Source organism: Streptomyces sp. NPDC039465, assembly GCF_055639315.1.
On the sequence record NZ_JBVKAP010000001.1, the window covers coordinates 1,233,804 to 1,258,332 of the forward strand.

Genomic DNA, 24,529 nt, shown 5'->3' on the forward strand with positions numbered 1-24,529 from the left:
GGGCCATCAAGCTTGGCCTAGACCCGTTACCTTTCTGTGATGAACACCTTCGGCAGAAGTGTTCCGGGGCCTCAGCCTCCGAGGTGGGTGGTGAAGGAGAACCGGTCCCCTCGGTACAGCGTGCGCACCCGCTCCAGCGGCCGACCGGCCGTGTCCCGCGAGATCCGGTGCATCAGCAGCATGGGCAGCGCGGGCGGGGTGCCGATGAGCAGCGCCTCGCGGGGCGTGGCGAGCACGGTCTCGATCCGCTCGTCCGCGTCGCCGAAGTCGATCCCGAGCCGCTCGCGCAGATAGGCGTAGAAGGAGGAGTCGGGGTCGAAGTCGGTGTCCAGGTGCGGGACGCGGCCTTCGGCGACGTACGTGGACTCCAGGCCGACCCGTTCGTCGTCGGCGAGCAGGACCCGCTCCATGTGCCAGACGGGCTCGCCGCGCTGGATCCCGATCTCGGCGGCCAGGGCGTCCGGGCAGGGGAAGCGGTCGAGCGAGATGAGCGTACGGCCGGGCCTGCGGCCCTGGCGGCGGACGCCCTCGGTGTAGCTGGCGAGGGAGAGTAGCTGCTCCAGCTTGGGACCGGCGACGACGGTGCCGCGGCCCTGGCGGCGCAGCCGTCCTTCGAGCAGCAGCTCCCGCAGCGCCTGCCGGACGGTCTCCCGGGAGACTTCGTACCGCAGGGCGAGATCGCGCTCGGTGGGCAGCAGCCCTCCCTCGCCCAGTTCCTCTATGAGGGCGGCGACCTGTGCCTTCACGGCGTAGTACTTGGGGATGCGGCCGTGCTCGGGGATGCCGGAGCGGACGGGGGCGCCGGGCGCCTGGCTGTTCGGGTAGTTCGGGTAGTTCGGGAAGTCCACGGGGGGATCGTCGCAGACCAGGATGAACGGACGGTGCCGGCGCGGATCCGAGGAGCCCGGCGGATTCAGCCCGTGACGGGCCGCCGGATCGGCCCTGACCCGTCGCCGGATTCAGCCCGTGACCGGCCCCGGATTCAGCGCAGCCGGCGACGGGTGGCCGCGACCAGAGTGGTGCCCGCACCGGCCAGGAGCGCCGCCGTGCCGGTGGCGGGGCCGACCGCGTCGGGCGCCGGCGCGCCCGTACGGGCCAGCTCGGGCGGGAGCGGGGCGGGCGGGAGCGGGGCGGGCGGGAGCGGGGCGGGCGGCGTCTCGGGGTCGGGGGCCTTCGCCGGCGTGATCGTGAGGCGGTATGCGTCGGACTCACCGACCCAATCGCCGTCGTCGCCCCGGCGCTGCACGATGGCGGCGTTGGCCGTCACTTCGTTGGGCGCGGTGCCGGGCGTGAACGCGAGCCGGACCGGGACGGTGAGGGTGCCGCCTGCGGGCAGCGCGAAGCCGGGGAAGCCGTCGTCGAAGACGCCGACGTTCTCGTCCTCCTCGGTCGCTTCGAAGGTGACCGGCCGCCAGCGCCGGGCACCGGCGTCGTAGAACTCGAACCGGATCTGGCCCGGCTTCAGGGTCCGGTCGCGGTCGGCGAGGGCGAGGACGGGGTGGATGCCCCGGCAGGGCTCACCGGTGGTGTTGGTGAGGCCGACGCTCCAGGTGTGGAAGGTGCCGCCGGGGGTGTAGTCGACGGGCCCGTCATGTATACGGGTGTCGATCGGGAAGCGGGGGTCGGCGGCCTTCCCGCAGGTGGGCGGTTTGGCGACGGTCCCGGTGGCCGTGGCGCGCGGCGCCGTGGACATCATCATCGCCGTCCCCACGGTCGCCGCGGCGACACCGACGGCAAGGGCGTTGCGCAGTCGCATGATCGGCCTCTGCTCCTCACGTGTCCTGCTCGCGGGTCGGGCGGGTCGGACTGGCGGGGCGTGCGTGTCACCGGTCGAGGTCACCGCTTCCGGTGCGCTGCGCTTCCGGTCCGCTTCCTGTCCGGCTTCCGGTCGATGCCGAGGGTTCGGATCGCTGCCGAGGGGGTCGGATCGCTGCTGCGACCGGGGTCTCCGGTCGCATAGCGAGACCTTGCCACGCCCCGGCCGAGGGCGCCCGGAGCGAGGTCCATCCGGGCGGCCCTACCCCCCGATCAGCCTATTCTCGGCCCGCCGGGACCGACCCCCCGCACTCCATCGAACAGCCGACCGAGGATCAGCTCGGCCGCCCCCTCCGCGACCTGGTCGGCGCCGCCGGAGGCCAGGGCGACCGGGACCGGCTCGGGGTCACCGGTCCGCCGGGCGCGGTCCGCGAGGACGGCGCCCACGCCCCGTACGAACGCGTCCGGCGCCGCGGCCACCGCACGGCCGCCGAGCAGGACCCGGTCGATGTCGAGGAGCCCGACGAGGTTCGCGGCGCCGGTGCCGAGGACCCGGGCCGCCTCGTCGTGATCGCCGCGGGAGAGGGCGGCGAGACAGAGCGCCTCCAGGCAGCCGCGCGCGCCGCAGCCGCACGGGACCCCGTCGAGCTGGACCGTCTGATGACCGAACTCCCCCGCGCCGGTCCGCACGCCCCGGTACAGCGCACCGCCGAGGACGAGCCCGGCGCCCAGGCCCGTACCGAGGTGGAGATACGCGAAGGACTCCGCGCCGCCGCCCCGGCACAGGCCGAGCGCGGCGGCGTTGGTGTCCTTGTCGAGGATGACGGGCAGCCCGAGCCGCCCGGCGAGCGTGTCGCGGAGCGGGAAGCCGTCCCAGTCGGGGAAGCCGGTGACGCGGTGCGGGACGCCGGTGGTGTGGTCGAGGGGACCGGGCATGGCGACGCCGACGCCGAGCACGTTCGGTCCGGCGGCCAGCAGTGGCGCCACCTCCCCGAGGGCGCTCTCCACGACGGCCGCCGTACCGGCGCCCAGGTCGAGCGGCCGGGTCCGGGAGGCGACGGGGGCGCCCGCGAGATCGACGAGGACGGCGGTGGCCCGGTCCCGGTCCAGATGCAGGCCGACGGCGTGGGCGGCGCCGGGGACCAGACGCAGGACGGTGGCCGGTTTGCCGCCGGTGGAGGCGCGGCGGCCCGCCTCGGCGAGCAGGCCCTCGGTCCGCAGCCGCGCGGTGATCTTGCTGATGGCCTGCGGGGTGAGGGCCGTACGGACGGCCAGCTCGCGCCGGCTGATGCCGTCGACGCCGGCGGCGCGCACGATACCGAGCAGGAGCGCGGCGTTGTGGCTGCGCAGGGCGGCGAGGTTGACGCCATGGAGGGCGGCGGGCCCCGCGGCCGGGCCCACGCGTCCTGCGGAGGCGCCGGCGGCGCGGGCGGCGGGCCCGGCGGCGGCAGCCAAGCCTTGGCGGGAGCCGGTGTCGGTCCTGTTCACGCCGCCATTCTCCACCGCGCTTGCACTTTGGCAACAGCGTTGTTTAAGTGGGCGTATGACTGGCACCGGCTCCCCCCTCCGCGTCGGACTCGTCGGCTACGGCCTCGCGGGCTCCGTCTTCCACGCCCCGCTGATCGCCGCCACCGACGGTCTGACGCTGGACACGGTCACCACGTCCCAGCCGGAGCGGCGGGCCCAGGCGCGCGCGGAGTTCCCGGACGTACGGGTCGCCGCGTCGGCGGACGAGCTGTGGGAGCGGGCCGACGCGCTCGACCTGGTCGTGGTCGCCTCGCCGAACAAGACCCATGTGCCCATGGCGACGGCCGCCCTCGAAGCCGGGCTGCCGGTCGTCGTGGACAAGCCGGTCGCGGGCACCGCCGCCGAGGCGCGGGCGCTGGCCGCCCTCGCCGACGAGCGCGGGCTGCTGCTCTCCGTGTTCCAGAACCGCCGCTGGGACAACGACTTCCTGACCCTGCGCCGCCTCCTCGCCTCGGGCGAACTCGGTGACGTACAGCGCTTCGAGTCCCGGTTCGAGCGGTGGCGCCCGCAGCTGAAGGGCGGCTGGCGCGAGTCGGGCGCCCCGGAGGAGATCGGCGGGCTGCTGTACGACCTCGGCAGCCATGTCGTCGACCAGGCACTGGTGCTGTTCGGCCCGGCGGTACGGGTGTACGCGGAGGCCGACGTCCGGCGGCCGGGCGCCGAGACGGACGACGACACCTTCATCGCCGTCACCCACGCGAACGGCGTCCGCTCCCACCTCTACATGAGCGCCACCGCGGCCCAGCTCGGCCCGCGCTTCCGCGTCCTCGGTTCGAGCGCGGGCTTCGTGAAGTACGGCCTCGACCCGCAGGAGGCCGCCCTGCGCGAGGGCCGGCGCCCGGTGCCGGGCGTGCCGTGGGGCGTGGAGACGGAGTCGGTGTGGGGCCGGGTCGGCGCGGGCGAGTCCCCCCTGACGGGCGGCGGCGCACCGATCCCGACGGTCCCGGGCGACTACCCCGCCTACTACGCGGCGATCGCGGCGGCCCTGCGGGGCACGGGCGAGAACCCGGTCACGGCGCTGGAGGCCGCGGCGGCCCTGGAGGTCCTTGAGGCGGCGCGGCGCTCGGCGCGCGAGGGTGCGGTGGTGGAGCTCGGCTGAGGGTCTGACAGAAGGTCAGGCCAGCTCGGTGGTGTCCAGCGCGAACCCGAACGGCTCGGGCAGTTCGAGCTTCGCGCCGAAGGCCGCACGGCACTCGTGGAGATAACGACCGCCCTCGGGGCCCCAGTGGACAACCGCCTCACCGCGATGCCGGTCGATCAGCAGATAGACCGGCAACGCGGCCTGGGCGTAGGCGTCGCGCTTCTCGACACGATCGACGTCGGCGTCGGCTTCACGACCGGAGGTCACCTCGATGACCAGGAGCACCCCGGAGGGGTCCGCCCAGGAGGGCTGTCCGCGGAAGTACCCCACTGGTGCTACGGCACCGCCGACACGCGCCCGGCCCGCTCGATATGAGGGCACGGCGAGACCGCGCTCCTGATAGACGCGCAGCTGCGGTTCGCGAGCCCGCAACTGGTCGGCGACGGACATGACGTTCTCGTCGTGGTCGCCGTCCGGAGCCGGAGTCACGAGCAGCCTCCCGTTGATCAACTCGACGTGAAGGCTTTCCGGCGCGGCGGCCTCCAGCGCTTCGAACTCGTCGAGCGTCACTTCGGTCTGCGCAACAGTCATGGTGCCCTCCTTCGGGCGCCAGCCTACGCGTCCTTGAGCTCCTGCCGCTGGCGTCCCAGCCCCTCGATCTCCAGCTCCACCACGTCCCCCGCCCGCAGGTACGGCTTCGGCTCCGGCTGCCCCATCGCCACGCCCGCCGGGGTCCCGGTGTTGATGATGTCGCCCGGGTACAGCGTCATGAACTGGCTGACGTAGCGGACGACCTCCGCCACCGGGAAGATCTGGTCCGCCGTCGAGCCGTTCTGCTTCAGCTCGCCGTTGACCCAGAGCTTGAGGGAGAGCGCCTGCGGGTCGGGGACCTCGTCGGCCGTCACCAGCCAGGGGCCGAGCGGGTTGAAGGTCTCGCAGTTCTTGCCCTTGTCCCAGGTCCCGCCGCGCTCGATCTGCCACTCGCGCTCGGAGACGTCGTGCGACAGCGCGTACCCGGCCACATGAGCCATCGCCTGCTCGTGGCTCTCCACGTAGCGGGCCGTGCGGCCGATGACGATCGCGAGCTCGACCTCCCAGTCGGTCTTCACACTGCGGCGCGGTACGAGCACGGTGTCGTGCGGGCCGACCACCGTGTCCGCGGCTTTGAAGAAGACGACCGGCTCGGCCGGGATCGCCGCGCCGTTCTCGGCCGCATGGTCGTGGTAGTTCAGCCCGATGCACACGACTTTGCCGATGCGGCCGACCGGCGGGCCGACACGCAGCCCGGTGGCGTCCAGCGCGGGCAGCACCCCGGCGCCGAGCGCGGCCCGGATCCGGTCCAGCGCGGACTCGTCGGCGAGGAGTCCTCCGTCGATGTCGTCCACCAGCGCGGACAGGTCCCGAAGGGTCCCGTCCTCGTCGAGCAGCGCCGGACGTTCCGCGCCCGCCGTACCGACTCGCAGCAGCTTCATGGTCTTCTCCCTGTGGTCGAGGTGAGCCCCGGCCGATGGAGTGCGGCCATCGGAGGATCGTTCGATCCTCCAAGAGAAGCGAACACCCTGCAAGACCCCGTTCACAACCTGGACCCTTACGCGGGAGTAGCCAGAACCCCCGCGGAGGGCATGTCCCGGTAGAGGAACGTCCGCTCGGCCGCCGTCCACAGCGTGCTGGTGACCACGTAGAGCGCGGCCGCGAGCGGCACGACGGCGACGGTGACGAGCGTCGCGAAGGAGAGCAGCGGCAGCACCTTCGTCATCGCGCCCACGCCGGGCTCGTCGGCGGGCGCGTCCGCCATCTGCCGCTTCGTACGCCGGTACGTGTACGTGGCCACGGCCGCGACGATCGCGAACAGCGCCAGGTACACGAGCCCGGCCGGGCCGAGGAGGCCGCCGTGGGCGAGGGCGTCGGTCCAGTTGTCGCCGAGGGGCGCGACGAAGAGGGTGTGGCCGGCCATCCGGCCGCTGGAGAAAAGGTGGTACATCAGGAAGAAGGCGGGAGCCTGGAGCAGGCTCGGCAGACAGCCGGCGAAAGGCGAGACCTTCTCCTCGGCGTGCAGGTCCAGCATCGCCTTCTGCAGGCGCTCGGGGTTCTTGGCGTGCTTCTTGCGGAGCTCGGCCATCTGCGGCGCGAGCCGGGCGCGGGCCTTCTGGCCACGGGCTGCGGCGCGCGAGAGGGGGTGGATCGCGAGCCGTACGAGCGCGGTGAAGAGCACGATCGCGGCGGCGGTGGCGGTGGTGGCGAACAGGGGCTGGAGCAGGTCGGCGAGCCGCTCGACCAGGGATGCGAAAACGGACATGGGAGCCCTCCGGGGGTCTCGTCGTGCCGGGACGGATGCTTTTCGGCAGGACGGAACCGCGAGGGGTCCATGATTCGGGTGGGTGGAACCCCTACGCGGCCGTCGGAAGGAGACGGCCGGGGGCCCGGGGCCGACGGCGGCCCGAGGCGTCGGGGTCGCGCTGCGGCAGGAACGCGGTGCGTTGTTCGCGGTCGCGGATGGCGGTACGTACGCGCGTGGGCGGTACGGAGGGCGCGCTGCGGCCGCCGATCAGGGCGCAGGCGGCGAACGCGCTGCCCGCGGCGGCGGTCGCGGCCGTCGCGGCGGCGGCGACGGCGGTGGAGAGGTCGCCGCTCTGGAAGAGGAGCAGATCGACGAGGGTGAGGAGCACGAACAGCGTGGCGAACGCGCGCCCGAGGCTGTTCCTGATCATCTCCGCCCCCTCTCGACTGCCCATATCCCTCCAGCCGTTATACACGATCGTCACACCGGATCGCCCTGGCTGCGGGGCACCGTCTCCTTCAGCAGCGCCCACACGATGAGCCGGTAGGTGGAGGAGAACTCGGGCGTGCAGGTCGTCAGGGTCAGATAGCGGCCGGGCGCGCTGTATCCGTGACCCGGCTTGACCAGCGAGCGGGGAATGGGGGCGATGACGCCCGTGTCGCGGGGCGAGGTCGTGGGCAGCGCGCTGTCGACGACGTACGTGTAGGTCGCCTCGCGGGTCTCGACATGGAGGGTGTCGCCCTTGCGGAGCCGGTCGATACGGCGGAACGGCTCGCCGTGGGTGTTGCGGTGCCCGGCGAGCGCGAAGTTGCCGGGGCGTCCGGGCAGGGCGGTGCCGGGGTAGTGGCCGGCGTAGCCCTTGTCGAGGACACTGCGCTTGTCGACCCCTCGGGCCACGGGCACGGCGAGACCGAGGGAGGGGATCTTGAGGACGGCGTAGGCGCGGCGGGGGGCGGGGGCGGTCGTGGAGCCGTTCGCCAGTGGCGGCGTGGGAGCGGCCGGATCCGGGGCAGGCGGAGGGGGCGTGGGCGGGTCCTCGGACGGGTCCGCGGGCGCGTCCTGGGCGGGACTCGGGGGCGGACCCCACTCCTCCTCCAGGGCCCGTACGGTCCGGTCGGCGTCGGCGCGTGCCTGCTGGTTCGTCCACCAGAGCTGGTGGACGACGAGGAGGAGGACGACGACCCCGACGGTCACGGCGATCTCGGCGCAGGTCCACAGCGCGCGGCCGACCGCCGTGCGCCGCTGTGACGCCCGTCTCTGCACCACCACCGGTACACGCACGCGCGCACGATAGGCGCTCGTACGCCAACTCACCAGAGCGGCGGGCCAGAACACCTCTGCGCCTCGGGAGGGGACGGCAGTACGGTGTCATCCATGCGCCCCGACACCCCTGCCGATCACACGACCGAAGCCGAGCGCCTCCTGCGCACCGCGGCGCAGTACCCCGAGGACCGCGAGCAGCTGCTCCTCCGGGCCGCGGCGCACCTGGAGCTGGCCGGCGAACGCCCCCGCGCCGCCACCCTCTACGACGACCTGCTCGCGGACTCCCCGGACGACCCCCAGCTGGTGAAGGCGCTCAAGGCGGCCAACCTGTGGGAGTACGGCCACGAGGCCGAGGCCCGGGCGATCATCGAGGGCATCCGTGCGTCGGCCCCGGCGGACGCGGCGCCGTGGGACATCGTGACGGAGACGCTGGAGGCCCACGACGAACTGGAGCAGGCGGAGGCCACGGCGACGACGGCGCTGACGGCCCTGCTCCCGGAGTCCTCACGGGACATCCCGTACGCCACCCAGTCCCTGGTCATCACCCGCCACCGGGTCCGCCGCCTGCTGGCGCTCCCCCACGACACCTGGGACACCCTGGCGGACGAGCTCCACACCGGGGAGGTCCCCCTCGACGAACTCCACGACCCCAAACGCCTCTGGTCCCTGGGCTCCTCGGACCCGGCCGAACTCCAGGCGGAGATCACCCGCCTCCGCTCCGAACTGGGCTCCTACCGCACGGCCCTCTCCCGCCCCTTCCCGGTCGCGGTCCTCCACTGGCCGCGCCCCGAACTCGACGAACTCCTGGCGGCCTACCCCGAGCTCGAGTCGGAGTACCCCACGTACGAGGCCCACCTGACGGACCTGGAAGCCTCCCTCCGCGAACTGGCCCAGGCGGGCACCCCCAACCTCGGCATCGTCCCGGGCACAGTCCCCTCGTACGAGGCCTTCGCCGCCTCCGAATCCTCCTCCCCCGCCAACGCGGACCTCCTCCCCCAATACGCCACCACCCTCGCCGCCCGCGGCCTGGCCACCCCCTGGCCCCCGCCACGCACGGCCAGCTGCTGGTGCGGCTCGGGCGAGGCGTACGGGGAGTGCCACGGTGGTTGACGAGACCTGACCCAGCAGGTTTCGGGCACCCCACATCAACTCGCGCTGAGGCAGAACTGAGCGTCCTCCTCCCCCGAGTGATGGAACGCCGACTTACGAGGACGGACGGAGAATCCAGATGGCACGGCTCACTCTCTCGCCCCCGGGCACGATGTGTTCGAGGACCGTTGAGGGGTTGGGACACCTGCTTGAGGCGCCGGCAGATGACCTAGAGCTCCAGAAAGTCCTCAGATGGCTCGGAGAGAGGCCTGTAGCCGATCTGTATACCGAAGCAATCGGCAATGCAATCGATTACGTACTCGACGGCGGACGCACTGGGCGGTTCGACCTGCTCTCGCCGGAGGTGCACCCTGGAGAACGCGCCTCTGTCGGGGCCAAGCTCGAGTATGAGGTACTGCGGGTTTTCGGGTTGAAGAAGGCCAGACCGCTCGACACCCTGATAAGCAGCGTCCCCGTTGACATCAAAGCCACAGTGGGCGCCAACTGGGCGATACCTACCGAAGCCCAGTGCCAGCTTTGTATCTGCACACAGATACAGCTGAAGAAGAATCGGCACCGTTCCTGGCTCGTCCGTGCACATCAGTCCTGGTTGTACCGAGGAAAGGGAAACAAGGACGGCAAACGCGGGCTCGCAGTGGATGCCCGAGACCAGTGGAGCGAACCCCTCTACGACTGGACTGCCCTGCCTGTTAACCCCCTACGCTATCTGACCCCAGATCAGACAGAACTTGTGCTGGCCAAGCATCCCGGGCTGATGCGGCGACTCGTTATGATGTTCGGCTTCCTCGAAGGTCACATCATTCCCCGGAGTGCGATCCTCACTGTCGGAGCTGGCAAGGACGATCCACTGCGCCGAGCCCGTGGCGAGGCCCGGGCCCTCGCAGCGACTCAAGGGCTGACTCTCCTCTGCGGTGACTGGCTGGAGTCCCGCCAGATCGCTGCTGCGCGCAACATCGCTCTCGGCGAGGGCGAGTGGCTCGCCCTCCGCCTTGGGGATACTGCTCCTGGAGGCTCCAGCGGATCGAAGGAGCCCGTACTGTTCTAGGTGGGAATCACACCGAGGAGCAGATCAGTGACTGACACAGGCGCCTGGGATCCTCCGGCTGGGTCCTGGGCTTCGTCAGCAGCGCGGCGGCGCAACATGCAGGCCATCCGCAGCCGGGACACGAAGCCCGAGCAACTGATTCGTCGCCTGGTGCACGCACAGGGACTCCGCTATCGGGTAGCCGCAAGGCCCCTGCCAGACCTCCGCCGGACAGCAGACTTGGTCTTCCGCCCGGCGAAGGTGGCCGTATTCATCGACGGCTGCTATTGGCATGGCTGCCCAGAGCATTACGTCCCGCCGAAAACGAACCCCGGTTACTGGTCTGAGAAGGTCGCCCGAAACATGGCCCGGGACCGCGATACCGATCAGCGACTCGCAAATGAGGGCTGGCTCGTGCTCCGCTTTTGGGAGCACGAAGCATCAGACGCCTGCGCTCTGAAGATCGCGGCTACGGTCCGTTCGCGCAGAAGGAGCGGGAATCCCGACACCCGATCCGTCACTTGATTCGAGGCTTGCGGCGCGGTCACGCTCACGCGCAGCGTAGAGCACTTTGGCGATTTCCTTACCAACGGCCTCAGCAACTGGCGGCGGGAAGGCGTTGCCTACCTGCCGGTACTGCGCTGTCTTTCCGCCAGCGAAGAACCACTTATCGGGAAATCCTTGGATGATCGCAGCCTGCTGGACTGTGAGCATGGGGCCGTGAGCACCGAATAGATCACGGTTCTCACTCTGCTTCTTCAAGGCCGTCTCGTGATCATTTGCAACACCCAGGCCGCAGACGCCAAGGGCCTTCCAGGCGTTTTTCGCTCTGCTGGGACCAAGATCTGCCCCGCCGTGCTTTTTGGACCCGCCAACGAGGGTGGGGGCGATTCCGCCACTACCATCGGGCTTCACCTTGGCGCGCTCGCGGGCGTGCTGATACCAGCGGCGGTACGAGGAAACTGCGTCTCGGGCGCGCTCGCCGGCCAGATGCTTTCCGTACCGCTCCCGCATGGTCGGCCTAAGGGCGTCCATCACGGTAAAGTACTTGTCCTGCTCCGCCTGAGGCATGATGAATTTTAGATCTCCGAGAACATCCCTGCGGAACGCCACGAGAATGGCCCTTGGCCGAAGCTGAGGAACTCCAAAGTCGCTGGCCTCAAGGACGTTCCATGCGACTACCTCATAGCCCGGCCCATCACCATCCTCCCCCTTGCCAGCCTTGGACAACTCGTCTTCGATCCACTGCCGATAGTCATCGAATTTCGCATCCATGATGCCACGGACGTTCTCGATCATCACGGCTTCCGGCCAGAGATCGTTCACCAGCTTCAACATCGCGGGGAATAGATCGCGCTCGTCGTCCTTACCAAGCTGCTTTCCAGCATGAGAGAAGGGAGGGCAGGGAACGCCACCAGCAAGAAGATGAAGATCTCCACGCGCAAAAGGCCGGTCACGGAGTTCGCGCGCTTTCCTGAGGTCCTCAAACGGCTTGAATTTCTTAACATCACCTTCAATGACGTCACAGAATTGCCGCTCCCACTCCCAACCGTCACGCTCACGGACATTGACCTTAAGGGTCTCCACCGCGTGCGTGTCGATCTCGACCAGCCCGATGTGCTTGAAGCCCGCACCGTGAAGGCCGATCGCCTGGCCTCCCGCCCCAGCGCAGATCTCGATCGAGATCAAGGGCTCCTCACTCGGACTCATCGACGCCTCCTGTGTGACTGACTGCAGACACGCCAGTGTCGCATCTGTCAGTGACAACAGGCGGCACTCGGGACCGGCTCATGCCAGTCAGCCGCGCAACAGCTTCACAGGGCCAGCACCCTCGACCAGCTGATCTCCTTGGCTACGCAGCAGAGTGGAAGCTTCTGTAACCCTTCGACTAGGGGTACCGCCGCTCCGGCCCCGGATGGTGCTCGCTACGCTGCCTTCCAGGCATTACAGGTGGCCTGAGCCCACGAGTAGCCGCCGCACCCCTCCGGCGCTGAGGGCATCGGCCAACGGGAAGTCTGCCGCAGATCGGGCATCGGCCGGGCTTAAGACGTCCATGTACCGACAGGCGGGAGAGGCGGCCGACGGCATCCTCCGACCCACCCCAGTCGGCGATCAGCCCGTTGCCCGTACCCCCATGTGACTCAGCAGCGCCTCCATGTCGCTCGGCGCAAGCCCAGCAGCCACCGAGGGCTCTTCCTCAAGGTCCGCAAGCTGCTGCACAGATGGGTCGTCGAGGATCTTGCCCATGAACTCGAGCTTCTGCTCCATCCTCGCCATGACCACCTCATCGATGGTGTTACGAGCCACCAGGACCGTGGCATTGGTGTCCGCATCAGGCGCCAGGCCAAGGCGGTGAATGCGGTCCATACTCTGAAGGAAGCGCCCAGCCATGAAGTCCCGGTCCACATAGACGGCGTCGTGGCACACCTGATGCAGGCTGATACCCTCACCCAGAGTGGCAGGATTGGAAATCAGGACCATACAGTCCGGATCCTCTCGAAAACGGCGCAGCTGCTCCTCCCGGTCTGGAGTACCGCCGTACACCACAGCAGGACCAAACTTGGCCAATAGCTTTTCCAATGTGGCAAGACTTCTGACAAATGTGGTCCAGACGAGTGTCTTGCGGCCCCTCTCCGCATTCTCGGCAACGATGAACGCGGCTTCCTGGTACTTCGGGGACATCTCGTGGTCCGGCAGGTTCTGCATCAGCGAGTAGAGCGAGCTTCCCTGCGGTACGTCCAGCGGAGGCAGCTGGTAAGCGAGCGGGTCGTAGCGGTTCGCGCCTTCCGTCAGAAGAGCTGGGCACACGGCAGCCATCAGCAAGCGCAGGGCGGTCTTGCCCAGAGAACTGAGGTCGTCTCGGGCGGCTCCACTGCCCTCGCCCCCGACCAGCGAGGTGTAGATCTCCTCGTGCAGGGGCGGCATGTCAACGTAACGCATCTGGAGCGACATCGGCGGGAGGCCGAGTTCTTGCTTAGTCGTGCGCGTAAACAACGGACGCAGGATCCTGCTCGCGTAAGCGAGATCGCCGCCGGCTACCGCCTGCGTCACGGTCCGCTGCCCATGCCCGGGCCAGACGAAGCCGAGAAGATTCTCGAGGTCTTTCGCACCGTTTGGCGCTGGCGTGCCGGTGAGGATCAGCCTGCGCCGAGCAAGGGGGCCGAGCGCCATGCAGGCAGCGCCATAAGTCCCACGAGCGCCGAGCTTCATGCGGTGCGCCTCATCCAGGATGATCATCGAAGGACCGGCCTTCAGCCAGGCCGCCAGCATGGTGAGCGAACGGTCCAGCCGCTCGTAGTTCACGATCAGCACCTCTGCCCACTGGTCATAGGCCTTGTCCAGAATGTCCGTGCGCAGCGGATGCCGGAAGCACACAGCACTCTCGTACTGCCACGATTCGTACGCGGACTTCGGACAGACAATGAGCAGTCGACTGGCCTTCCCTTGCGCCTTCTGTGTGGCATATACAGCGAGACCCACACGGGTCTTACCGGCGCCTGGAACACTGAAGTTGGCACCGTGCTGAAGCGAGAGCAATTTCGCGACGTCCCGCCGCTGAAAGTCGCTGAGGTCTGCTTTCCATTCGTCCCCGAGTAGAAAGGGAACTTCGTCAGGGCCGACTTCCCCATCGTGATCCGGAGAGTCCAGGCGCTGCTTGACCGCCTGGGCGTCCCGAAGGACTCCGACTACCAGCTCCTGCAGCTCTGGTGCCCACTCAACGCCTGGCGCGTGTGGCCACGAGGAGAGCGCGTTGAGCCCTCCAAGCAGATCATTGAGCTCAACGGTGGCGGTTAGGGGGCCGAGCTGGCCGCCCGAACGGAAGCGGGCGACCAGCTGGACGAGATCGTCACGGTACTCATCGCTCGCCCGGAGAACGACCTTGGTGCGGGTCTCGTCGAAGTCGAGACGGAGCGAGACGTTGGCAGAAACCTCTTCCATCAGGAAGCCTCCAGGGCCACGGCCTCAAGAAGCCAGGCCACGCCGTCACCGGGGGTCGCGGTCCCACGGCCTGCCTGCTGAGCAAGTTTGCGAAGGCTCTCTCGCAGCTTCAGCACGGCCTCGTCGAAAGCCTCCTCGTCGAGGCTGCGCGAGGCACGTGCTTGTACAAGCTCAACGACGCTCTGGTCAATATCGGCGCAGGCGTCAGCGAGCCGGGCAGGCGCCAGCTGCTTGCGCTTCTTCAGCCGGGCATCACGGCCGGCGGCGTCAATCGCCTTGTCGAAAGCCTCCTTTGCCCCCTCGAATACGTCCTGAGCCGCGCGCCTGTCCTGCTCCGGGACCGGGGTCTCGGTTGTGCCGACCACCGCCTTAGCGCGCAGCACCTTGTCGTTGAGCGCGCGAGCCGCGGATACCGCGGAGGAAGCTCCGGGCAGCGTCACACCTCCCAGCCCCGGCACTGTCACGGCTGCCGGCTCTCCTGTCGGATCACTGAAATCGTCTGGGATCGTCCGCGAAAGGTACCGGTCCCGGAAGCCCTCATCGATATGCCGCACATCTGTCTTCGCGAACCCCAGGACGATGGCGGCCATCCGCAGTTCCTTCAGAACGTCCGCTCGGTCAGGCTCGACAGCCGCGAGCTTCTCGTAAGCCCGGTGCAGCTCCTTGAGTTTCTCCTGATGGTCTTCAAAGTCAACCAGCCTCAGCCCAATGCCACCACCGATCTTGCTTCGATCGATCAGTTCCCGGATAGTGCTCAGGATCCAGCGCTCCTGTTGAAAGGTGGGCACCCTGATCCGGAAGTCCTTTGCGATCGCCTCCGGCGTGCGCCCCAGCTTGGCCTGTTCCTCCATGGCAAGCAGGCGGTTGATGTACGAATAGTCCCGCCGATGGTCCCGGCGGAGCTGCAGGGACAGCTCCACCGAGTCGATATCTGCCCGAGTGAACGACTCAGGCAGAACACCCACCCTCATCGTCTGCCTGCCAAGCTCACGAAGAGCGGCCGTACGAGTGTTGCCATTGACCAGGATTCCCTGATGCGTGATCAGCCCCGGGTCATTCTGGCCGAACTTGTCGAGGTCTTCCTTTAGCTTGTCAAAATCGGGGTCCCGCCGACTCGGGTTGGCCGGGTCGGCCTGAAGAAGGTACTGCAGGTACTCCTGGCTCTCCCCACCCCAGGGGTCCTTGCTCAGAGCTTCATCCTTGGCCGGGTTGTGGCTGCGCTGCGCCCTGATGCGGTGCGTACCGGGGTTGTAATAGACGGCACCGATCGGGCAGTCGATAACTTCGCAGTGCAGCGGCTGACCGTTCCAGTCAACTGTCACCGTCTCCCGGGTACCCCCGGAGTTCTTCACTTCATCAAGCCGCTTCTTGACCAGCTCACTGAACTCATCGGCACGCGGTGGCGGCGGAAAAGCCTGTGTCATCTGCTCCTGCATCCCCTCGTCTACTACTTAGTCATGTCCTGCACAGCGGCCCGTACGGAGTTGCGTGCCGCCTCTGGCAGGGTCCGGCACTCACCCCAGAGCCTCTCCATCGGACTCGGGTCCCTGCGATCGGCCTTCAGCCAGCCCGCGAACACCTCACGCTCCAACGGTGAGAGGCGCCCCAGCGTCCTGAGGATGCCGGCGAGATCTACCTGACGCTCACGGCCGCCAACCCGACACCGGTTACACTCAGTCACGAGCTGCGTCTGGGTGGTTCCGTCCGGCATCTGCACCTGACGGCGGGCGACATCCAGCTGCGCATCCTGGCCCCCGTCACCGAACGACTCACCCGCTCCGATTCCGCATGACCGGCAGAGAAAGCTGTCGGCTGCCAGCACCTTGGTCCGCTGAGCTGTAGTCAGGCCAGTCTTCTCCTTGGACGACTTGGACTGTCCCGGAAGCCAGATCTCCGCGCCCTTCTTGACGAAGCGCTGCTCATCGAGATGGAGTGACTCGTCCTCACGACGGGTGTCGATCTGCCAGCCGTGGTCACGCAGGTCCCGCACTCGACGGTCGATCTGTGCCACCTCAGGGAACGCAGCGCGCAGCTGACCCTTCGTGAAGACATTGCCCTCCCCCACCTCGGACGCCAACCAGAGCCCAGCCCGCACCTTGCTGCCGAACTTCTTGTCGAGCCACGACGGCATGGCCACTTGCAACCTCCGCTCAACGAAAGCCATGTGGAGCTGTGCCACAGGAGGCGGCCCACGACCCCCTACTGCACAACCGCCCCGGAACTTCCGGCAGGCCCGTCTATTGAGCATGGGTTAGACGGCGGGCGTCTACCCCACATTCTCTTTGCGCACGATGTAGTCAAAGTCCCTTGCGGCACAATGGTTTGACTGCTTCTCAGGAGGGGTGGCTGTGCCGGTCAGAGGTGTAAATAGCAAGGTCAGAGCAGACTTACCGCCGGGTCGTCATGCTCTAGCCAAGGCAATAGCTGAGCTCTACAAACACTTGGCCGTATCCACACTCGCCCAAGCCGTAGAGCTCCTGGCATCCAAGAACTGGCGAAAGGATCCGAGCGAGATCTCCCGCTACCGCAGCGGCAGCCGGAAGCCTCCGTTCGGCTTCGTTGAGCTGCTTCACGCCCTCGCCACCGAGAGGACGGAGCCCGGAACGGTGACGCTGACACTGGACGCGCTGCGGGAGCTCCATGCAGCTGCCGAGCCGACGTTCTGCCGGGCCTGTTCTCCGTTACGCAGGGAGAACGAGCGGCTTCGGGGCGAGATGAGCCGGCTTGTTGCCACTGCGAAATCCGTAGACACCACTCCGCTGCCGGTCCCCCCCGACGCAGGGGACCGGCAGCGGAGTGCCCGAGATGTGGCGGCCGCCCAACAGCTTGCCGCCAGTGCCGCCAACCTCCACGGCAGCGGCCAGACGAGCTACGCGGTCTCCCTGCTCCAGGATGCTTCGGCATCGCTGACACCATTGGAAAGCGCGGCGGCCATCGCTCTGCTGCGCCGACAGCAGGCGCAGCTGGCGGACACGGCCATCGGCATCCACGGCCGCAGTCGCCCCGAGAAGGACGTCATACGCATCGCGCTCGAGCTGCATGAGTTCGGCCTGCCCCGCGATGCCCAGGCAATCCTCCGAGCTTCCGTTGGATAACTCCCGAAGGCACTCCTCCCGCAGGGGGCGGTCCGCCCGCATCCACTGTGCGTCTCGCGCGTACCGTTGACGCCTGGAGCAGCAGCCCGGCGTGAGCAAAGGGGTACAGCATGGCAAGGATTCCGGCGTCCGTCATAGCGGCGAGTGGGCTCGTCGGGGGGTATGGCGTCGCGCGGTGGACCGAGAAGCGGCCCCTTGGGGGTGTCGTTCTCGCGGCGGCCGGGGTCGTCGCCGGTCGGGAGTGGCAGCGGGTGGCCGGGGGGAAGGCGGCCGCTGGGCTGGGGGTCGCGTATGTCGGGGCCTTTGCCGGGTCGCATGTGCTCGCCAAGAAGGTGGGGGCCTGGCCCGCCGTGTTCTCGGTCGCCGGGGCCGTCGCCCTCGCGTCCTGGGCCGTCACCCGGGAGAGGTGAGCCCCTCGCCTCCTGGGTCGTCACCCGGGAGAAGTGAGTCGGAAAATCGCGGCCCGGCGTTGAACACAGGCGGCCCCGCCCCCGTACTACACAGCGCCTCCCCACGGTGGCCGGGCGGGCCCCCGGCGACAGGGCCGGGTGGCCCGGCCGGCGGTCAGCCGCCCAGCGCGTGCGAGACCGTGTAGATCAGCAGGCCCGCCAGGGCGCCCACCACCGTGCCGTTGATCCGGATGAACTGAAGGTCCCGGCCGATGTTCGCCTCGATCTTCCGCGATGTCTGGTCGGCGTCCCAGCTCGCCACCGTGTCCGAGATCAGTGACGTGATCTCGGTGCGGTACGTCGTGACCACGTACACCGCCGCGTCCTCCAGCCAGCCGTCGACCTTCGCCTGGAGCCGCGCGTCCGTCGACAGCCGGCCCCCCAGCGAGATCAGCGAGGCACGCGCGCGAAGGCGCAGTTCGCTGCGGTCGTCCTCGGCCGCGGAGATGATCATGCCGCGGACCGATGCCCATGCCGACGCGATGATGTCCTGGATCTCCGGCCGGCCCAGCAGGTCCGACTTCAGCCGCTCCACGCGCGCGCGGGTGTCCGTGTCCGCCTGGAGGTCCGCCGAGAAGTCCGTCAGGAAACGGTCGATCGCGCCGCGCGCCGGGTGGGCCGGCATGTCGCGCATCTCGGTAACGAACCGCAGCAGCTCCTTGTAGACCCGCTCACCGACGCGGCGGTCGACGAACCGGGGCGTCCAGCCCGGAGCCCCGCCCTGGATCGCGTCCATCACGGAGTCGCCGTGGGTGACCAGCCAGTCCTGGCCCCGGGCGCAGATGAGGTCGACCGCGCGGTGGTGGGCGCCGTCCGCGACGACCTTCTCCAGGGTCTTGCCGATACCGGGGGCGATCTCGGCCGCGTCCGCCCGGCGGGTGATCGCCTCGCCGACGACCGCCTGTACGTCGGAGTCCCGCAGGACCGTCAGGGCGCCGCGCAGGGCCGTGGAGAGCTCCGCCGTCACCCGGTCGGCGTGCGCGGGGTCGGACAGCCAGGCGCCGAGGCGGCGGCCGATCCCGAGGCTGTGGAGGCGGGCCCGTACGACCGCCGAGGAGAGGAAGTTCTCCCCCACGAACTGGCCGAGCGTGGCGCCCAGCTGGTCCTTCTTGGTCGGGATGATCGCCGTGTGCGGGATGGGCAGGCCCATCGGCCGGCGGAACAGCGCCGTCACGGCGAACCAGTCCGCCAGCGCGCCGACCATCCCGGCCTCCGCCGCGGCGGCCACATAGCCCAGCCAGCCGCCCAGGCCTTCGTTCCTGGCCCAGCTGGCGAGGACGTAGATCAGTGTCACCAACAGCAGGAGTCCGGTGGCGGTCGTCTTCATCCGGCGGACGCCGCGCTGCTTCTCCTCGTCGGCGGCGGTGTACGAGAACGGGACCAGCCCGGGCGCGGGCGCCACGCCCTCGCCCACCGCCTCTTTCGTACGCTGCGTACGGTTCATCCGGCCGAGCCCTCCGCGTTCCTCCACATGCGTCCACGTACGTCCACGTACGTCCACGTACGTCCGCATATCTCGCATACCCGGCGTACGTAAATGTTTACCTATGAAGGACTCCCGGCGCGTAGGGGGAGTTCCCGCTCAGCCCACCATCTGCCGCTTGTGGGCCTCGACGACCAACCCGCGCGGGTCACGATCTCCCGGCGTACATCTTCGCGATCACCGCCTCGATGTCCGGCTCCCGCACCGACAGGTCCACCAGCGGATACCCCGCCGCGACCGCCGTCACGATCGGCGCCGCCGACCGGGACGCGGGGAAGGCCAGCCACTGCCGCGGGCCCTCCACCTTCACCACCCGTACGCCCTCCAGCTCGATCGGCGCCGCCGCCCGCTCCAGGTCCACCACCAGGGTGCGCTCGCTCTCGCCCACCTCGTGCAGGCCGGCCAGCTCGCCGTCGTACATCAGCCTCCCGTGGTCGATCACCATCACCCGCTTGCACAGCTGCTCGATGTCGGTCAGGTCGTGGGTCGTCAGCAGGACCGTGGTCCCCCGCTCGGCGTTCAAGTCCCGCAGGAACTCCCGCACCTTGGCCTTCGAGACCACATCCAGGCCGATCGTCGGCTCGTCGAGGTACAGCACGTCCGGGTCGTGCAGCAGCGCCGCGGCGATGTCGCCGCGCATCCGCTGACCGAGCGACAGCTGCCGCACCGGTACGTCCAACAGCTCGCCCAGGTCGAGCAGTTCGACGCAGCGCGCCAGATTCTCCTGGTAGCGCGCGTCCGGGATGCGGTACATCCGGTGCACCAGCCGGTACGAGTCGCGCAGCGGCAGGTCCCACCAGAGCGTCGTCCGCTGGCCGAAGACCACCCCGATCCGGTACGCCAGCCGCGTCCGCTCCCGCGCCGGGTCGATCCCGGCGACGCGCAGCCGGCCGCCGCTCGGGGTCAGGATGCCGGTCAGCATCTTGATCGTGGTGGACTTCCCGGCGCCGTTGGGGCCGATATAGCCGACCATCTCACCGCGGTCCACCCGGAAACTGATCCCGTCGACCGCCCTGACCTCGCGTTTCTCCCGGCGCAGCCGGCCCGCCCCGCGCCGCCGCACCGAGAAGACCTTCTCCACCGCCTCCACCTCGATGAAGCCCGTGCCGGAGCCCGGGCCCGGGCCCGCTCCCCCTGGCTCCGGCCCCGACTCCGGCCCCGACTCCGTCGCCCTCTCCTCGGCCTCCACCGCCATGTCCGGCTCCATCCCGCCTCAGCTCCCCGTACTCCGGTACGAACGCAGTCCCACCCGCCAGGCCAGCCCCGCCAGCCCCATACACACCACCGCCACCACCGGCGGCAGGAACGCCAGCCACTCCGGCAGGCCCGCCGGAGCCTCCCGGCCCAGGACATACAGCGCCGGCAGCCAGTTCACAAAGGCCAGCGGCACCACGAACGTCACACCCCGCACCAGCTCCTTGGCGAAGATCGTCGGCGGGTACTGCAAGAGCGTGCTCCCGCCGTACGTGAACCCGTTCTGCACCTCCGCCGCGTCCTGCGCCACGAACTGGAACGCCGCCCCCGCCACGAACACCGCCGCGAAGATCGTCGCTCCGCTCACCACCGCCAGCGGCAGCATCAGCACCTTCAGCGGTGACCAGTCCACGTCGAGGACCACGAGCGCGTACCCCAGCACCAGCAGACCCTGGAAGACCCGGCCGAGCCGGCGCAGCGCGAACCGGTCCGCCGCCACCTGCGCGAGCACCGGCACCGGGCGCACCAGCAGTGTGTCGAGGGTGCCGTCACGCACCCGCCGCCCCAGCCGGTCCACCGAGCCGAGCAGGAGGTCGGTGAGCCCGAAGGCGGTCCCGGCCAGGCCGTACAGCAGCGCGATCTCGGGCAGGCTGTAGCCGCCGAGCGCCTCCGTGTGGGCGAACATCAGCAGGATCGTCACGAAGTCGAAGGCGGTCGCCGCGAAGTTCCCGAACGTCGTCATCGCGAAGGAGGCGCGGTACGTCATCGTCGAGCGGATCCACATCATGGTGATCAGCCCGTACGCCCGGACCCCGGCCCGCAGCTGTCCCACCGGGCCCATGGTGCCCGGCCCCCAAGCCTCACCCACCCTGGACCACCACCCGCCGCGTCGCGACCGACTGGAGCGCCCGTCCGGCCGCCAGCAGCAGCACCGCCCAGCCGGCCTGGAACGCGTACGCCCGCACGAGCCCCCAGCCGGTGTGCTTGCCGAGGAAGACGTCCGCCGGGATCTGGAGCAGGGACGACCACGGCAGCGCCCGCGCCACCTCGCCCAGCGCGCCCGGGAAGAGCGTCAGCGGCAGCAGCATCCCGGAGAAGAAGAGCCCGGTCAGCATGGAGATCTGAAGGACACCGGTGCCGTCCAGCAGCCAGAACGCGGACAGCGCCAGCAGATAGCGCACCGCGAAGCTCACCACGACCCCGAGCGTCACCGACACCAGGAAGGCAAGCCAGGTCAGGGGGTTGGTGGGCAGCACCAGCTCGAAGACCAGGCCGCCGAGGACCATCGGGGCGATCCCGCGGCCCAGCAGATGGAAGGCGGCGCGCCCCAAGTCACCCGCGAGCCACCACAGTTGCAGATCGACCGGGCGGTACAGGTCGATCGCGACGTCACCCGTTCGGATACGGTCGACGAGCTCCTCGCCGAAGCCGCCGCCCATCATCGCGCACGTCATGAGCAGGGCCTGTCCCAGCCAGACGAACGTCAAGGCCTCGGCCTGGTCGTACCCTCCGAGGCGCGGCCGTTCGTCCCACAGAGCGATATACGTGTACGCCATGATGAAGCCGAAGACGGTGTTGGCGAAGACACCCGCCGCCGTCGCCACCCGATAGGTCGCATAGCGCCGGAACCCACCTACAGCCACGGCCATATAGAGCCGCACCGGTGAAACACCCCTCCCGTCCCAAGGCGATGGACGCCGCAGCGACGCCGCAGCGAACCAAAGCGAGCGAGCTTAGTGGAGCAGCCGGGTCTCCGCGATCGATTTATTCCAGGGGTTATCACCCGAAGAAGTGCACTATGGGCTGGTCACTCGGATTGATCCCCGCTTCACCGTTATGCCGGAGAGTGAACCTCCGACCACCGCCGAGGAGTCTCCACCGCATGAGCGACGCGCCACAGCGACCGGGCTGGGAACCCCGCGACCCGACCGAGCCGCCTCCGGCCCACGAGCGGGGCCAGGACCGGCTGCCGGACGGAAAACGCCCGCGACGCACCGGCCGGCGGCGCCTGTTCCCCAGCTGGCGCACGCTGCTGGGGGCGCTGCTGCTCCTCGCCATGCTGCTGGCCGGCGCCTTCATCGCCGGCTACACCCTCGTCGACATCCCGCCCGCCAACGCCACGGCCACCGCCCAGTCGAACGTGTACCTCTACCAGGACGGCACCCAGATCGCCCGGGACGGTGAGGTCAACCGCGAGAACGTCCGCCTCGGCCGGATCCCCGCCAACGTCCGGCAGGCCGTACTCGCCGCCGAGGACCGCGACTTCTACTCCGAACGGGCCGTCGACCCCCAGGCCATGGTCCGCGCCGCCTGGAACACCGTGACCGGCAAAGGCAAGCAGTCCGGGTCGACGATCACCCAGCAGTACGTCAAGAACTACTACCTGGGCCAGGAGCAGACCGTCACCCGCAAGGTGAAGGAATTCTTCATCGCGATCAAACTCAACCGCGAGAAGAGCAAGGACGACATCTTCGAGGGCTATCTGAACACCAGTTACTTCGGCCGCAACGCCTACGGCATCCAGGCCGCCGCCCGCGCCTACTACGGCAAGGACGTGGAAGACCTGGACACCGCCCAGGGCGCCTATCTGGCCTCGCTGCTCAACGCCCCCAGCGCGTACGACGTCGCCACCCACCCCGAGAACAGGACCAAGGCGCTCGCCCGCTGGAACTACGTCCTCGACGGCATGGTCGAGGAACAGTGGCTCACCCCCGGCGACCGCGTCCGGACCGGCTTCCCCGTCCCCCACGAGGCCCGCCCGGCGACCGGGCTGTCCGGCCAGCGCGGCTACATCGTGCAGGCCGTCGAGGACTACCTCACCGGCCAGGGCATCATCGACGAGAAGACCCTCGCGGGCGGCGGCTACCGGATCACCACGACCCTGGAGAAGGCCAAGCAGGACGCCTTCGTCCGGGCGGTGGACGACCATGTGATGAGCAAGCTGGACCAGGGCAACGAGATCGACCGCTACGTACGGGTCGGCGGCGCCGCCATCGATCCGGGCAGTGGGAAGGTCCTCGCGCTCTACGGCGGCGTCGACTACACCCGGCAGTACGTCAACAACGCGACGCGCCGCGACTATCAGGTCGGCTCCACCTTCAAGCCGTTCGTCCTCGCCGCCGCCCTGGAGAACGGCTCCACCACCCAGGACGGCCGCCGGATCACCCCCAACACCGTCTACGACGGTGCCAACAAGCGGCCCGTGGAGGGCTGGCCCGGCGGCGTGTACGACCCGGCCAACGAGGACGACGTCGACTACGGCCCGATCAGCGTCCGTACCGCCACCGACAAGTCGGTCAACGCCGTCTACGCGCAGATGGCCGTCGACGTGGGCCCGGCCCGGGTCAAACAGACCGCCGTCAGCCTGGGTCTGCCCGAGTCGACGCCCGACCTCAACGGCTATCCGTCGATCGCGCTCGGCCCCGCCACCGCCAGCGTCCTCGACATGGCCGAGGCGTACGCGACCCTCGCCAACCACGGCCGGCACGGCACGTACGCCCTGGTCGAGAAGGTCAGCAAGGACGGCCAGGACCTCGAAGTGCCCACGTCGGAGCCGAAGCAGGTGATCAGCCGCGAGGCCGCCGACACCACCACGTCCGTCCTGCAGGGCGTCGTCGAGACCGGCACCGGCACCGCCGCCCTGACGGCCGGGCGGCCCGCCGCGGGCAAGACCGGCACCGCCGAGGACGACAAGGCGGCCTGGTTCGCCGGCTACACCCCGGATCTGGCGACCGTGGTCGCGGTGATGGGCCAGGACTCCAACACCGGGGCGCAGAAGCCGCTGTACGGGGCGCTGGGGCAGCCCCGGATCAACGGCGGCGGGGAGCCGGCGCGGATCTGGGGCCAGTTCACGCGCGATGCCCTCGAAGGGACCGAACCCCGCCACTTCGAGCTGGAGCTCGCGGAGGGCGCCGAGCCGCCGGCCGTGCCCGACCAGCCGCTCGACCCGCAGGACCCCGGACAGCCGACGCCGCCTCAGGAGCCGCGGCCGGGCGATCCGGGCGGCGCGACGGAAGGCGGCGCGGCCACCGGCGCGCAGACGCAGGGCGGGCAGACCCAAGGCGGCCAGACCCAGGGCGCCGCCACCCAGGGCCCGGCCACGGGTGGCACCACGCAGGGGCCGGCCGCGGGCGGTGCGGCACAGGGGGCGGCCACGGGCGGTACGGCCGACGCCGGGGCGACCACCGGCGGCCCCCCGGCCGGAAGCCCGGCGGCGGGGAGCGGCGGAGGGGACGCCGCCGGGGGCGGAGCCGACGACGACACGGCCCTCCTCGACGGCGGCGGATCCGGGACACCGCCCCACCCACAGCCCGCCGGCCCGTGACCGGCCA

Annotated in this window: 23 protein-coding genes; 7 read left to right on the forward strand and 16 right to left on the reverse strand. The window is 69.4% G+C overall.

Going from position 1 to position 24,529, the window contains the following annotated elements; translation table 11 throughout:
- Window positions 1-71: 71 nt before the first annotated feature.
- The 3 genes from ACZ7LT_RS05500 to ACZ7LT_RS05510 all read right to left on the reverse strand — a co-directional run bounded on the left by ACZ7LT_RS05500 (window position 72) and on the right by ACZ7LT_RS05510 (window position 3,243).
- The gene (locus ACZ7LT_RS05500; RefSeq protein WP_471234630.1) at window positions 72-848 is read right to left on the reverse strand and encodes a GntR family transcriptional regulator; all 777 of its coding nucleotides are present in this window, start codon (window positions 846-848) and stop codon (window positions 72-74) included.
- 134 nt (window positions 849-982) lie between these two features.
- Window positions 983-1,756 (reverse strand): hypothetical protein, encoded by a 774-nt coding sequence (locus ACZ7LT_RS05505; protein ID WP_471234631.1) that lies wholly within the window; start codon window positions 1,754-1,756, stop codon window positions 983-985.
- Between the two features lie 272 nt (window positions 1,757-2,028).
- Window positions 2,029-3,243, reverse strand: coding sequence for an ROK family transcriptional regulator (locus ACZ7LT_RS05510; RefSeq protein WP_471234632.1), 1,215 nt, complete (start codon window positions 3,241-3,243; stop codon window positions 2,029-2,031).
- A 55-nt stretch (window positions 3,244-3,298) separates the two neighbouring features.
- On the opposite strand from ACZ7LT_RS05510, the gene ACZ7LT_RS05515 reads away from it, so the two are divergent.
- Complete coding sequence (locus ACZ7LT_RS05515; RefSeq protein WP_471234633.1) at window positions 3,299-4,381, forward strand: Gfo/Idh/MocA family protein; 1,083 nt, start codon at window positions 3,299-3,301, stop codon at window positions 4,379-4,381.
- Window positions 4,382-4,396: 15 nt separating this feature from the next.
- On the opposite strand, the gene ACZ7LT_RS05520 is transcribed toward ACZ7LT_RS05515, so the two are convergent.
- From ACZ7LT_RS05520 to ACZ7LT_RS05540, 5 genes are all read right to left on the reverse strand, one after another.
- A complete protein-coding gene (locus tag ACZ7LT_RS05520) occupies window positions 4,397-4,954 on the reverse strand; it encodes a Uma2 family endonuclease (RefSeq protein ID WP_471234634.1) in 558 nt (185 codons plus the stop codon).
- A gap of 23 nt (window positions 4,955-4,977) precedes the next feature.
- Window positions 4,978-5,835, reverse strand: coding sequence for a fumarylacetoacetate hydrolase family protein (locus tag ACZ7LT_RS05525; protein ID WP_471234635.1), 858 nt, complete (start codon window positions 5,833-5,835; stop codon window positions 4,978-4,980).
- A 116-nt stretch (window positions 5,836-5,951) separates the two neighbouring features.
- Window positions 5,952-6,659 (reverse strand): YidC/Oxa1 family membrane protein insertase, encoded by a 708-nt coding sequence (locus ACZ7LT_RS05530; RefSeq protein ID WP_471234636.1) that lies wholly within the window; start codon window positions 6,657-6,659, stop codon window positions 5,952-5,954.
- A 91-nt stretch (window positions 6,660-6,750) separates the two neighbouring features.
- The gene (locus ACZ7LT_RS05535; RefSeq protein ID WP_471234637.1) at window positions 6,751-7,071 is read right to left on the reverse strand and encodes a DUF6412 domain-containing protein; all 321 of its coding nucleotides are present in this window, start codon (window positions 7,069-7,071) and stop codon (window positions 6,751-6,753) included.
- A 50-nt stretch (window positions 7,072-7,121) separates the two neighbouring features.
- The gene (locus ACZ7LT_RS05540) at window positions 7,122-7,922 is read right to left on the reverse strand and encodes a class E sortase (protein ID WP_471234638.1); all 801 of its coding nucleotides are present in this window, start codon (window positions 7,920-7,922) and stop codon (window positions 7,122-7,124) included.
- A gap of 93 nt (window positions 7,923-8,015) precedes the next feature.
- Between ACZ7LT_RS05540 and ACZ7LT_RS05545 the strand changes: the two genes are divergently transcribed.
- The 3 genes from ACZ7LT_RS05545 (at window position 8,016) to ACZ7LT_RS05555 (ending at window position 10,563) form a co-directional block, all read left to right on the forward strand.
- Window positions 8,016-9,014 carry an SEC-C metal-binding domain-containing protein gene (locus ACZ7LT_RS05545; RefSeq protein WP_471234639.1) on the forward strand — a complete coding sequence of 333 codons (999 nt, stop codon included), beginning with the start codon at window positions 8,016-8,018 and terminating at the stop codon, window positions 9,012-9,014.
- A gap of 118 nt (window positions 9,015-9,132) precedes the next feature.
- The gene (locus tag ACZ7LT_RS05550) at window positions 9,133-10,059 is read left to right on the forward strand and encodes a NaeI family type II restriction endonuclease (RefSeq protein WP_471234640.1); all 927 of its coding nucleotides are present in this window, start codon (window positions 9,133-9,135) and stop codon (window positions 10,057-10,059) included.
- Window positions 10,060-10,086: 27 nt separating this feature from the next.
- Window positions 10,087-10,563: a very short patch repair endonuclease gene (locus tag ACZ7LT_RS05555; protein WP_471234641.1), complete on the forward strand. Its 477-nt coding sequence runs from the start codon at window positions 10,087-10,089 to the stop codon at window positions 10,561-10,563.
- Here the strand turns inward: ACZ7LT_RS05555 and ACZ7LT_RS05560 are convergent.
- The 4 genes from ACZ7LT_RS05560 to ACZ7LT_RS05575 all read right to left on the reverse strand — a co-directional run bounded on the left by ACZ7LT_RS05560 (window position 10,480) and on the right by ACZ7LT_RS05575 (window position 16,108).
- Window positions 10,480-11,748: a DNA cytosine methyltransferase gene (locus tag ACZ7LT_RS05560; protein WP_471234642.1), complete on the reverse strand. Its 1,269-nt coding sequence runs from the start codon at window positions 11,746-11,748 to the stop codon at window positions 10,480-10,482. The two genes, ACZ7LT_RS05555 and ACZ7LT_RS05560, sit on opposite strands and share 84 nt — an antisense overlap.
- Window positions 11,749-12,150: 402 nt before the next feature.
- Complete coding sequence (locus tag ACZ7LT_RS05565) at window positions 12,151-13,977, reverse strand: DEAD/DEAH box helicase (RefSeq protein WP_471234643.1); 1,827 nt, start codon at window positions 13,975-13,977, stop codon at window positions 12,151-12,153.
- On the reverse strand, window positions 13,977-15,413 hold the full coding sequence (locus ACZ7LT_RS05570; RefSeq protein ID WP_471234644.1) for a hypothetical protein: 1,437 nt from the start codon (window positions 15,411-15,413) through the stop codon (window positions 13,977-13,979). Before ACZ7LT_RS05570 ends, ACZ7LT_RS05565 begins: the two co-directional genes overlap by 1 nt.
- Window positions 15,414-15,424: 11 nt before the next feature.
- The gene (locus ACZ7LT_RS05575; protein ID WP_471234797.1) at window positions 15,425-16,108 is read right to left on the reverse strand and encodes a hypothetical protein; all 684 of its coding nucleotides are present in this window, start codon (window positions 16,106-16,108) and stop codon (window positions 15,425-15,427) included.
- Window positions 16,109-16,583: 475 nt separating this feature from the next.
- Here ACZ7LT_RS05575 and ACZ7LT_RS05580 point away from each other — a divergent pair, with 475 nt between their 5' ends.
- On the forward strand, window positions 16,584-17,072 hold the full coding sequence (locus ACZ7LT_RS05580; RefSeq protein ID WP_471234645.1) for a hypothetical protein: 489 nt from the start codon (window positions 16,584-16,586) through the stop codon (window positions 17,070-17,072).
- A gap of 110 nt (window positions 17,073-17,182) precedes the next feature.
- Window positions 17,183-17,482: a hypothetical protein gene (locus tag ACZ7LT_RS05585; protein ID WP_471234646.1), complete on the forward strand. Its 300-nt coding sequence runs from the start codon at window positions 17,183-17,185 to the stop codon at window positions 17,480-17,482.
- Window positions 17,483-17,636: 154 nt separating this feature from the next.
- Here the strand turns inward: ACZ7LT_RS05585 and ACZ7LT_RS05590 are convergent, their stop codons facing one another.
- The 4 genes from ACZ7LT_RS05590 to ACZ7LT_RS05605 all read right to left on the reverse strand — a co-directional run bounded on the left by ACZ7LT_RS05590 (window position 17,637) and on the right by ACZ7LT_RS05605 (window position 21,859).
- The gene (locus ACZ7LT_RS05590; protein WP_471234647.1) at window positions 17,637-18,965 is read right to left on the reverse strand and encodes a DUF445 domain-containing protein; all 1,329 of its coding nucleotides are present in this window, start codon (window positions 18,963-18,965) and stop codon (window positions 17,637-17,639) included.
- A 187-nt stretch (window positions 18,966-19,152) separates the two neighbouring features.
- The gene (locus ACZ7LT_RS05595) at window positions 19,153-20,211 is read right to left on the reverse strand and encodes an ABC transporter ATP-binding protein (RefSeq protein ID WP_471234648.1); all 1,059 of its coding nucleotides are present in this window, start codon (window positions 20,209-20,211) and stop codon (window positions 19,153-19,155) included.
- 6 nt (window positions 20,212-20,217) lie between these two features.
- The gene (locus tag ACZ7LT_RS05600; RefSeq protein ID WP_471234798.1) at window positions 20,218-21,039 is read right to left on the reverse strand and encodes an ABC transporter permease; all 822 of its coding nucleotides are present in this window, start codon (window positions 21,037-21,039) and stop codon (window positions 20,218-20,220) included.
- A 19-nt stretch (window positions 21,040-21,058) separates the two neighbouring features.
- Entirely contained in the window at window positions 21,059-21,859 is an 801-nt protein-coding gene (locus tag ACZ7LT_RS05605; RefSeq protein WP_471234649.1) for an ABC transporter permease, read from the reverse strand.
- 221 nt (window positions 21,860-22,080) lie between these two features.
- On the opposite strand from ACZ7LT_RS05605, the gene ACZ7LT_RS05610 reads away from it, so the two are divergent.
- The gene (locus ACZ7LT_RS05610; protein ID WP_471234650.1) at window positions 22,081-24,522 is read left to right on the forward strand and encodes a transglycosylase domain-containing protein; all 2,442 of its coding nucleotides are present in this window, start codon (window positions 22,081-22,083) and stop codon (window positions 24,520-24,522) included.
- Window positions 24,523-24,529: the final 7 nt, after the last annotated feature.

What these genes read in the sequence shown, in the direction of transcription:
- ACZ7LT_RS05505 (WP_471234631.1), bottom strand. Translation starts at nt 1,756, where the DNA reads ATGCGACTGCGCAACGCCCTTGCCGTCGGTGTCGCCGCGGCGACCGTG.
- ACZ7LT_RS05515 (WP_471234633.1), top strand. Translation starts at nt 3,299, where the DNA reads ATGACTGGCACCGGCTCCCCCCTCCGCGTCGGACTCGTCGGCTACGGC.
- ACZ7LT_RS05520 (WP_471234634.1), bottom strand. Translation starts at nt 4,954, where the DNA reads ATGACTGTTGCGCAGACCGAAGTGACGCTCGACGAGTTCGAAGCGCTG.
- ACZ7LT_RS05525 (WP_471234635.1), bottom strand. Translation starts at nt 5,835, where the DNA reads ATGAAGCTGCTGCGAGTCGGTACGGCGGGCGCGGAACGTCCGGCGCTG.
- ACZ7LT_RS05530 (WP_471234636.1), bottom strand. Translation starts at nt 6,659, where the DNA reads ATGTCCGTTTTCGCATCCCTGGTCGAGCGGCTCGCCGACCTGCTCCAG.
- ACZ7LT_RS05535 (WP_471234637.1), bottom strand. Translation starts at nt 7,071, where the DNA reads ATGATCAGGAACAGCCTCGGGCGCGCGTTCGCCACGCTGTTCGTGCTC.
- ACZ7LT_RS05545 (WP_471234639.1), top strand. Translation starts at nt 8,016, where the DNA reads ATGCGCCCCGACACCCCTGCCGATCACACGACCGAAGCCGAGCGCCTC.
- ACZ7LT_RS05550 (WP_471234640.1), top strand. Translation starts at nt 9,133, where the DNA reads ATGGCACGGCTCACTCTCTCGCCCCCGGGCACGATGTGTTCGAGGACC.
- ACZ7LT_RS05560 (WP_471234642.1), bottom strand. Translation starts at nt 11,748, where the DNA reads ATGAGTCCGAGTGAGGAGCCCTTGATCTCGATCGAGATCTGCGCTGGG.
- ACZ7LT_RS05565 (WP_471234643.1), bottom strand. Translation starts at nt 13,977, where the DNA reads ATGGAAGAGGTTTCTGCCAACGTCTCGCTCCGTCTCGACTTCGACGAG.
- ACZ7LT_RS05570 (WP_471234644.1), bottom strand. Translation starts at nt 15,413, where the DNA reads ATGCAGGAGCAGATGACACAGGCTTTTCCGCCGCCACCGCGTGCCGAT.
- ACZ7LT_RS05575 (WP_471234797.1), bottom strand. Translation starts at nt 16,108, where the DNA reads ATGCCGTCGTGGCTCGACAAGAAGTTCGGCAGCAAGGTGCGGGCTGGG.
- ACZ7LT_RS05585 (WP_471234646.1), top strand. Translation starts at nt 17,183, where the DNA reads ATGGCAAGGATTCCGGCGTCCGTCATAGCGGCGAGTGGGCTCGTCGGG.
- ACZ7LT_RS05590 (WP_471234647.1), bottom strand. Translation starts at nt 18,965, where the DNA reads ATGAACCGTACGCAGCGTACGAAAGAGGCGGTGGGCGAGGGCGTGGCG.
- ACZ7LT_RS05595 (WP_471234648.1), bottom strand. Translation starts at nt 20,211, where the DNA reads ATGGAGCCGGACATGGCGGTGGAGGCCGAGGAGAGGGCGACGGAGTCG.
- ACZ7LT_RS05600 (WP_471234798.1), bottom strand. Translation starts at nt 21,039, where the DNA reads ATGGGCCCGGTGGGACAGCTGCGGGCCGGGGTCCGGGCGTACGGGCTG.
- ACZ7LT_RS05610 (WP_471234650.1), top strand. Translation starts at nt 22,081, where the DNA reads ATGAGCGACGCGCCACAGCGACCGGGCTGGGAACCCCGCGACCCGACC.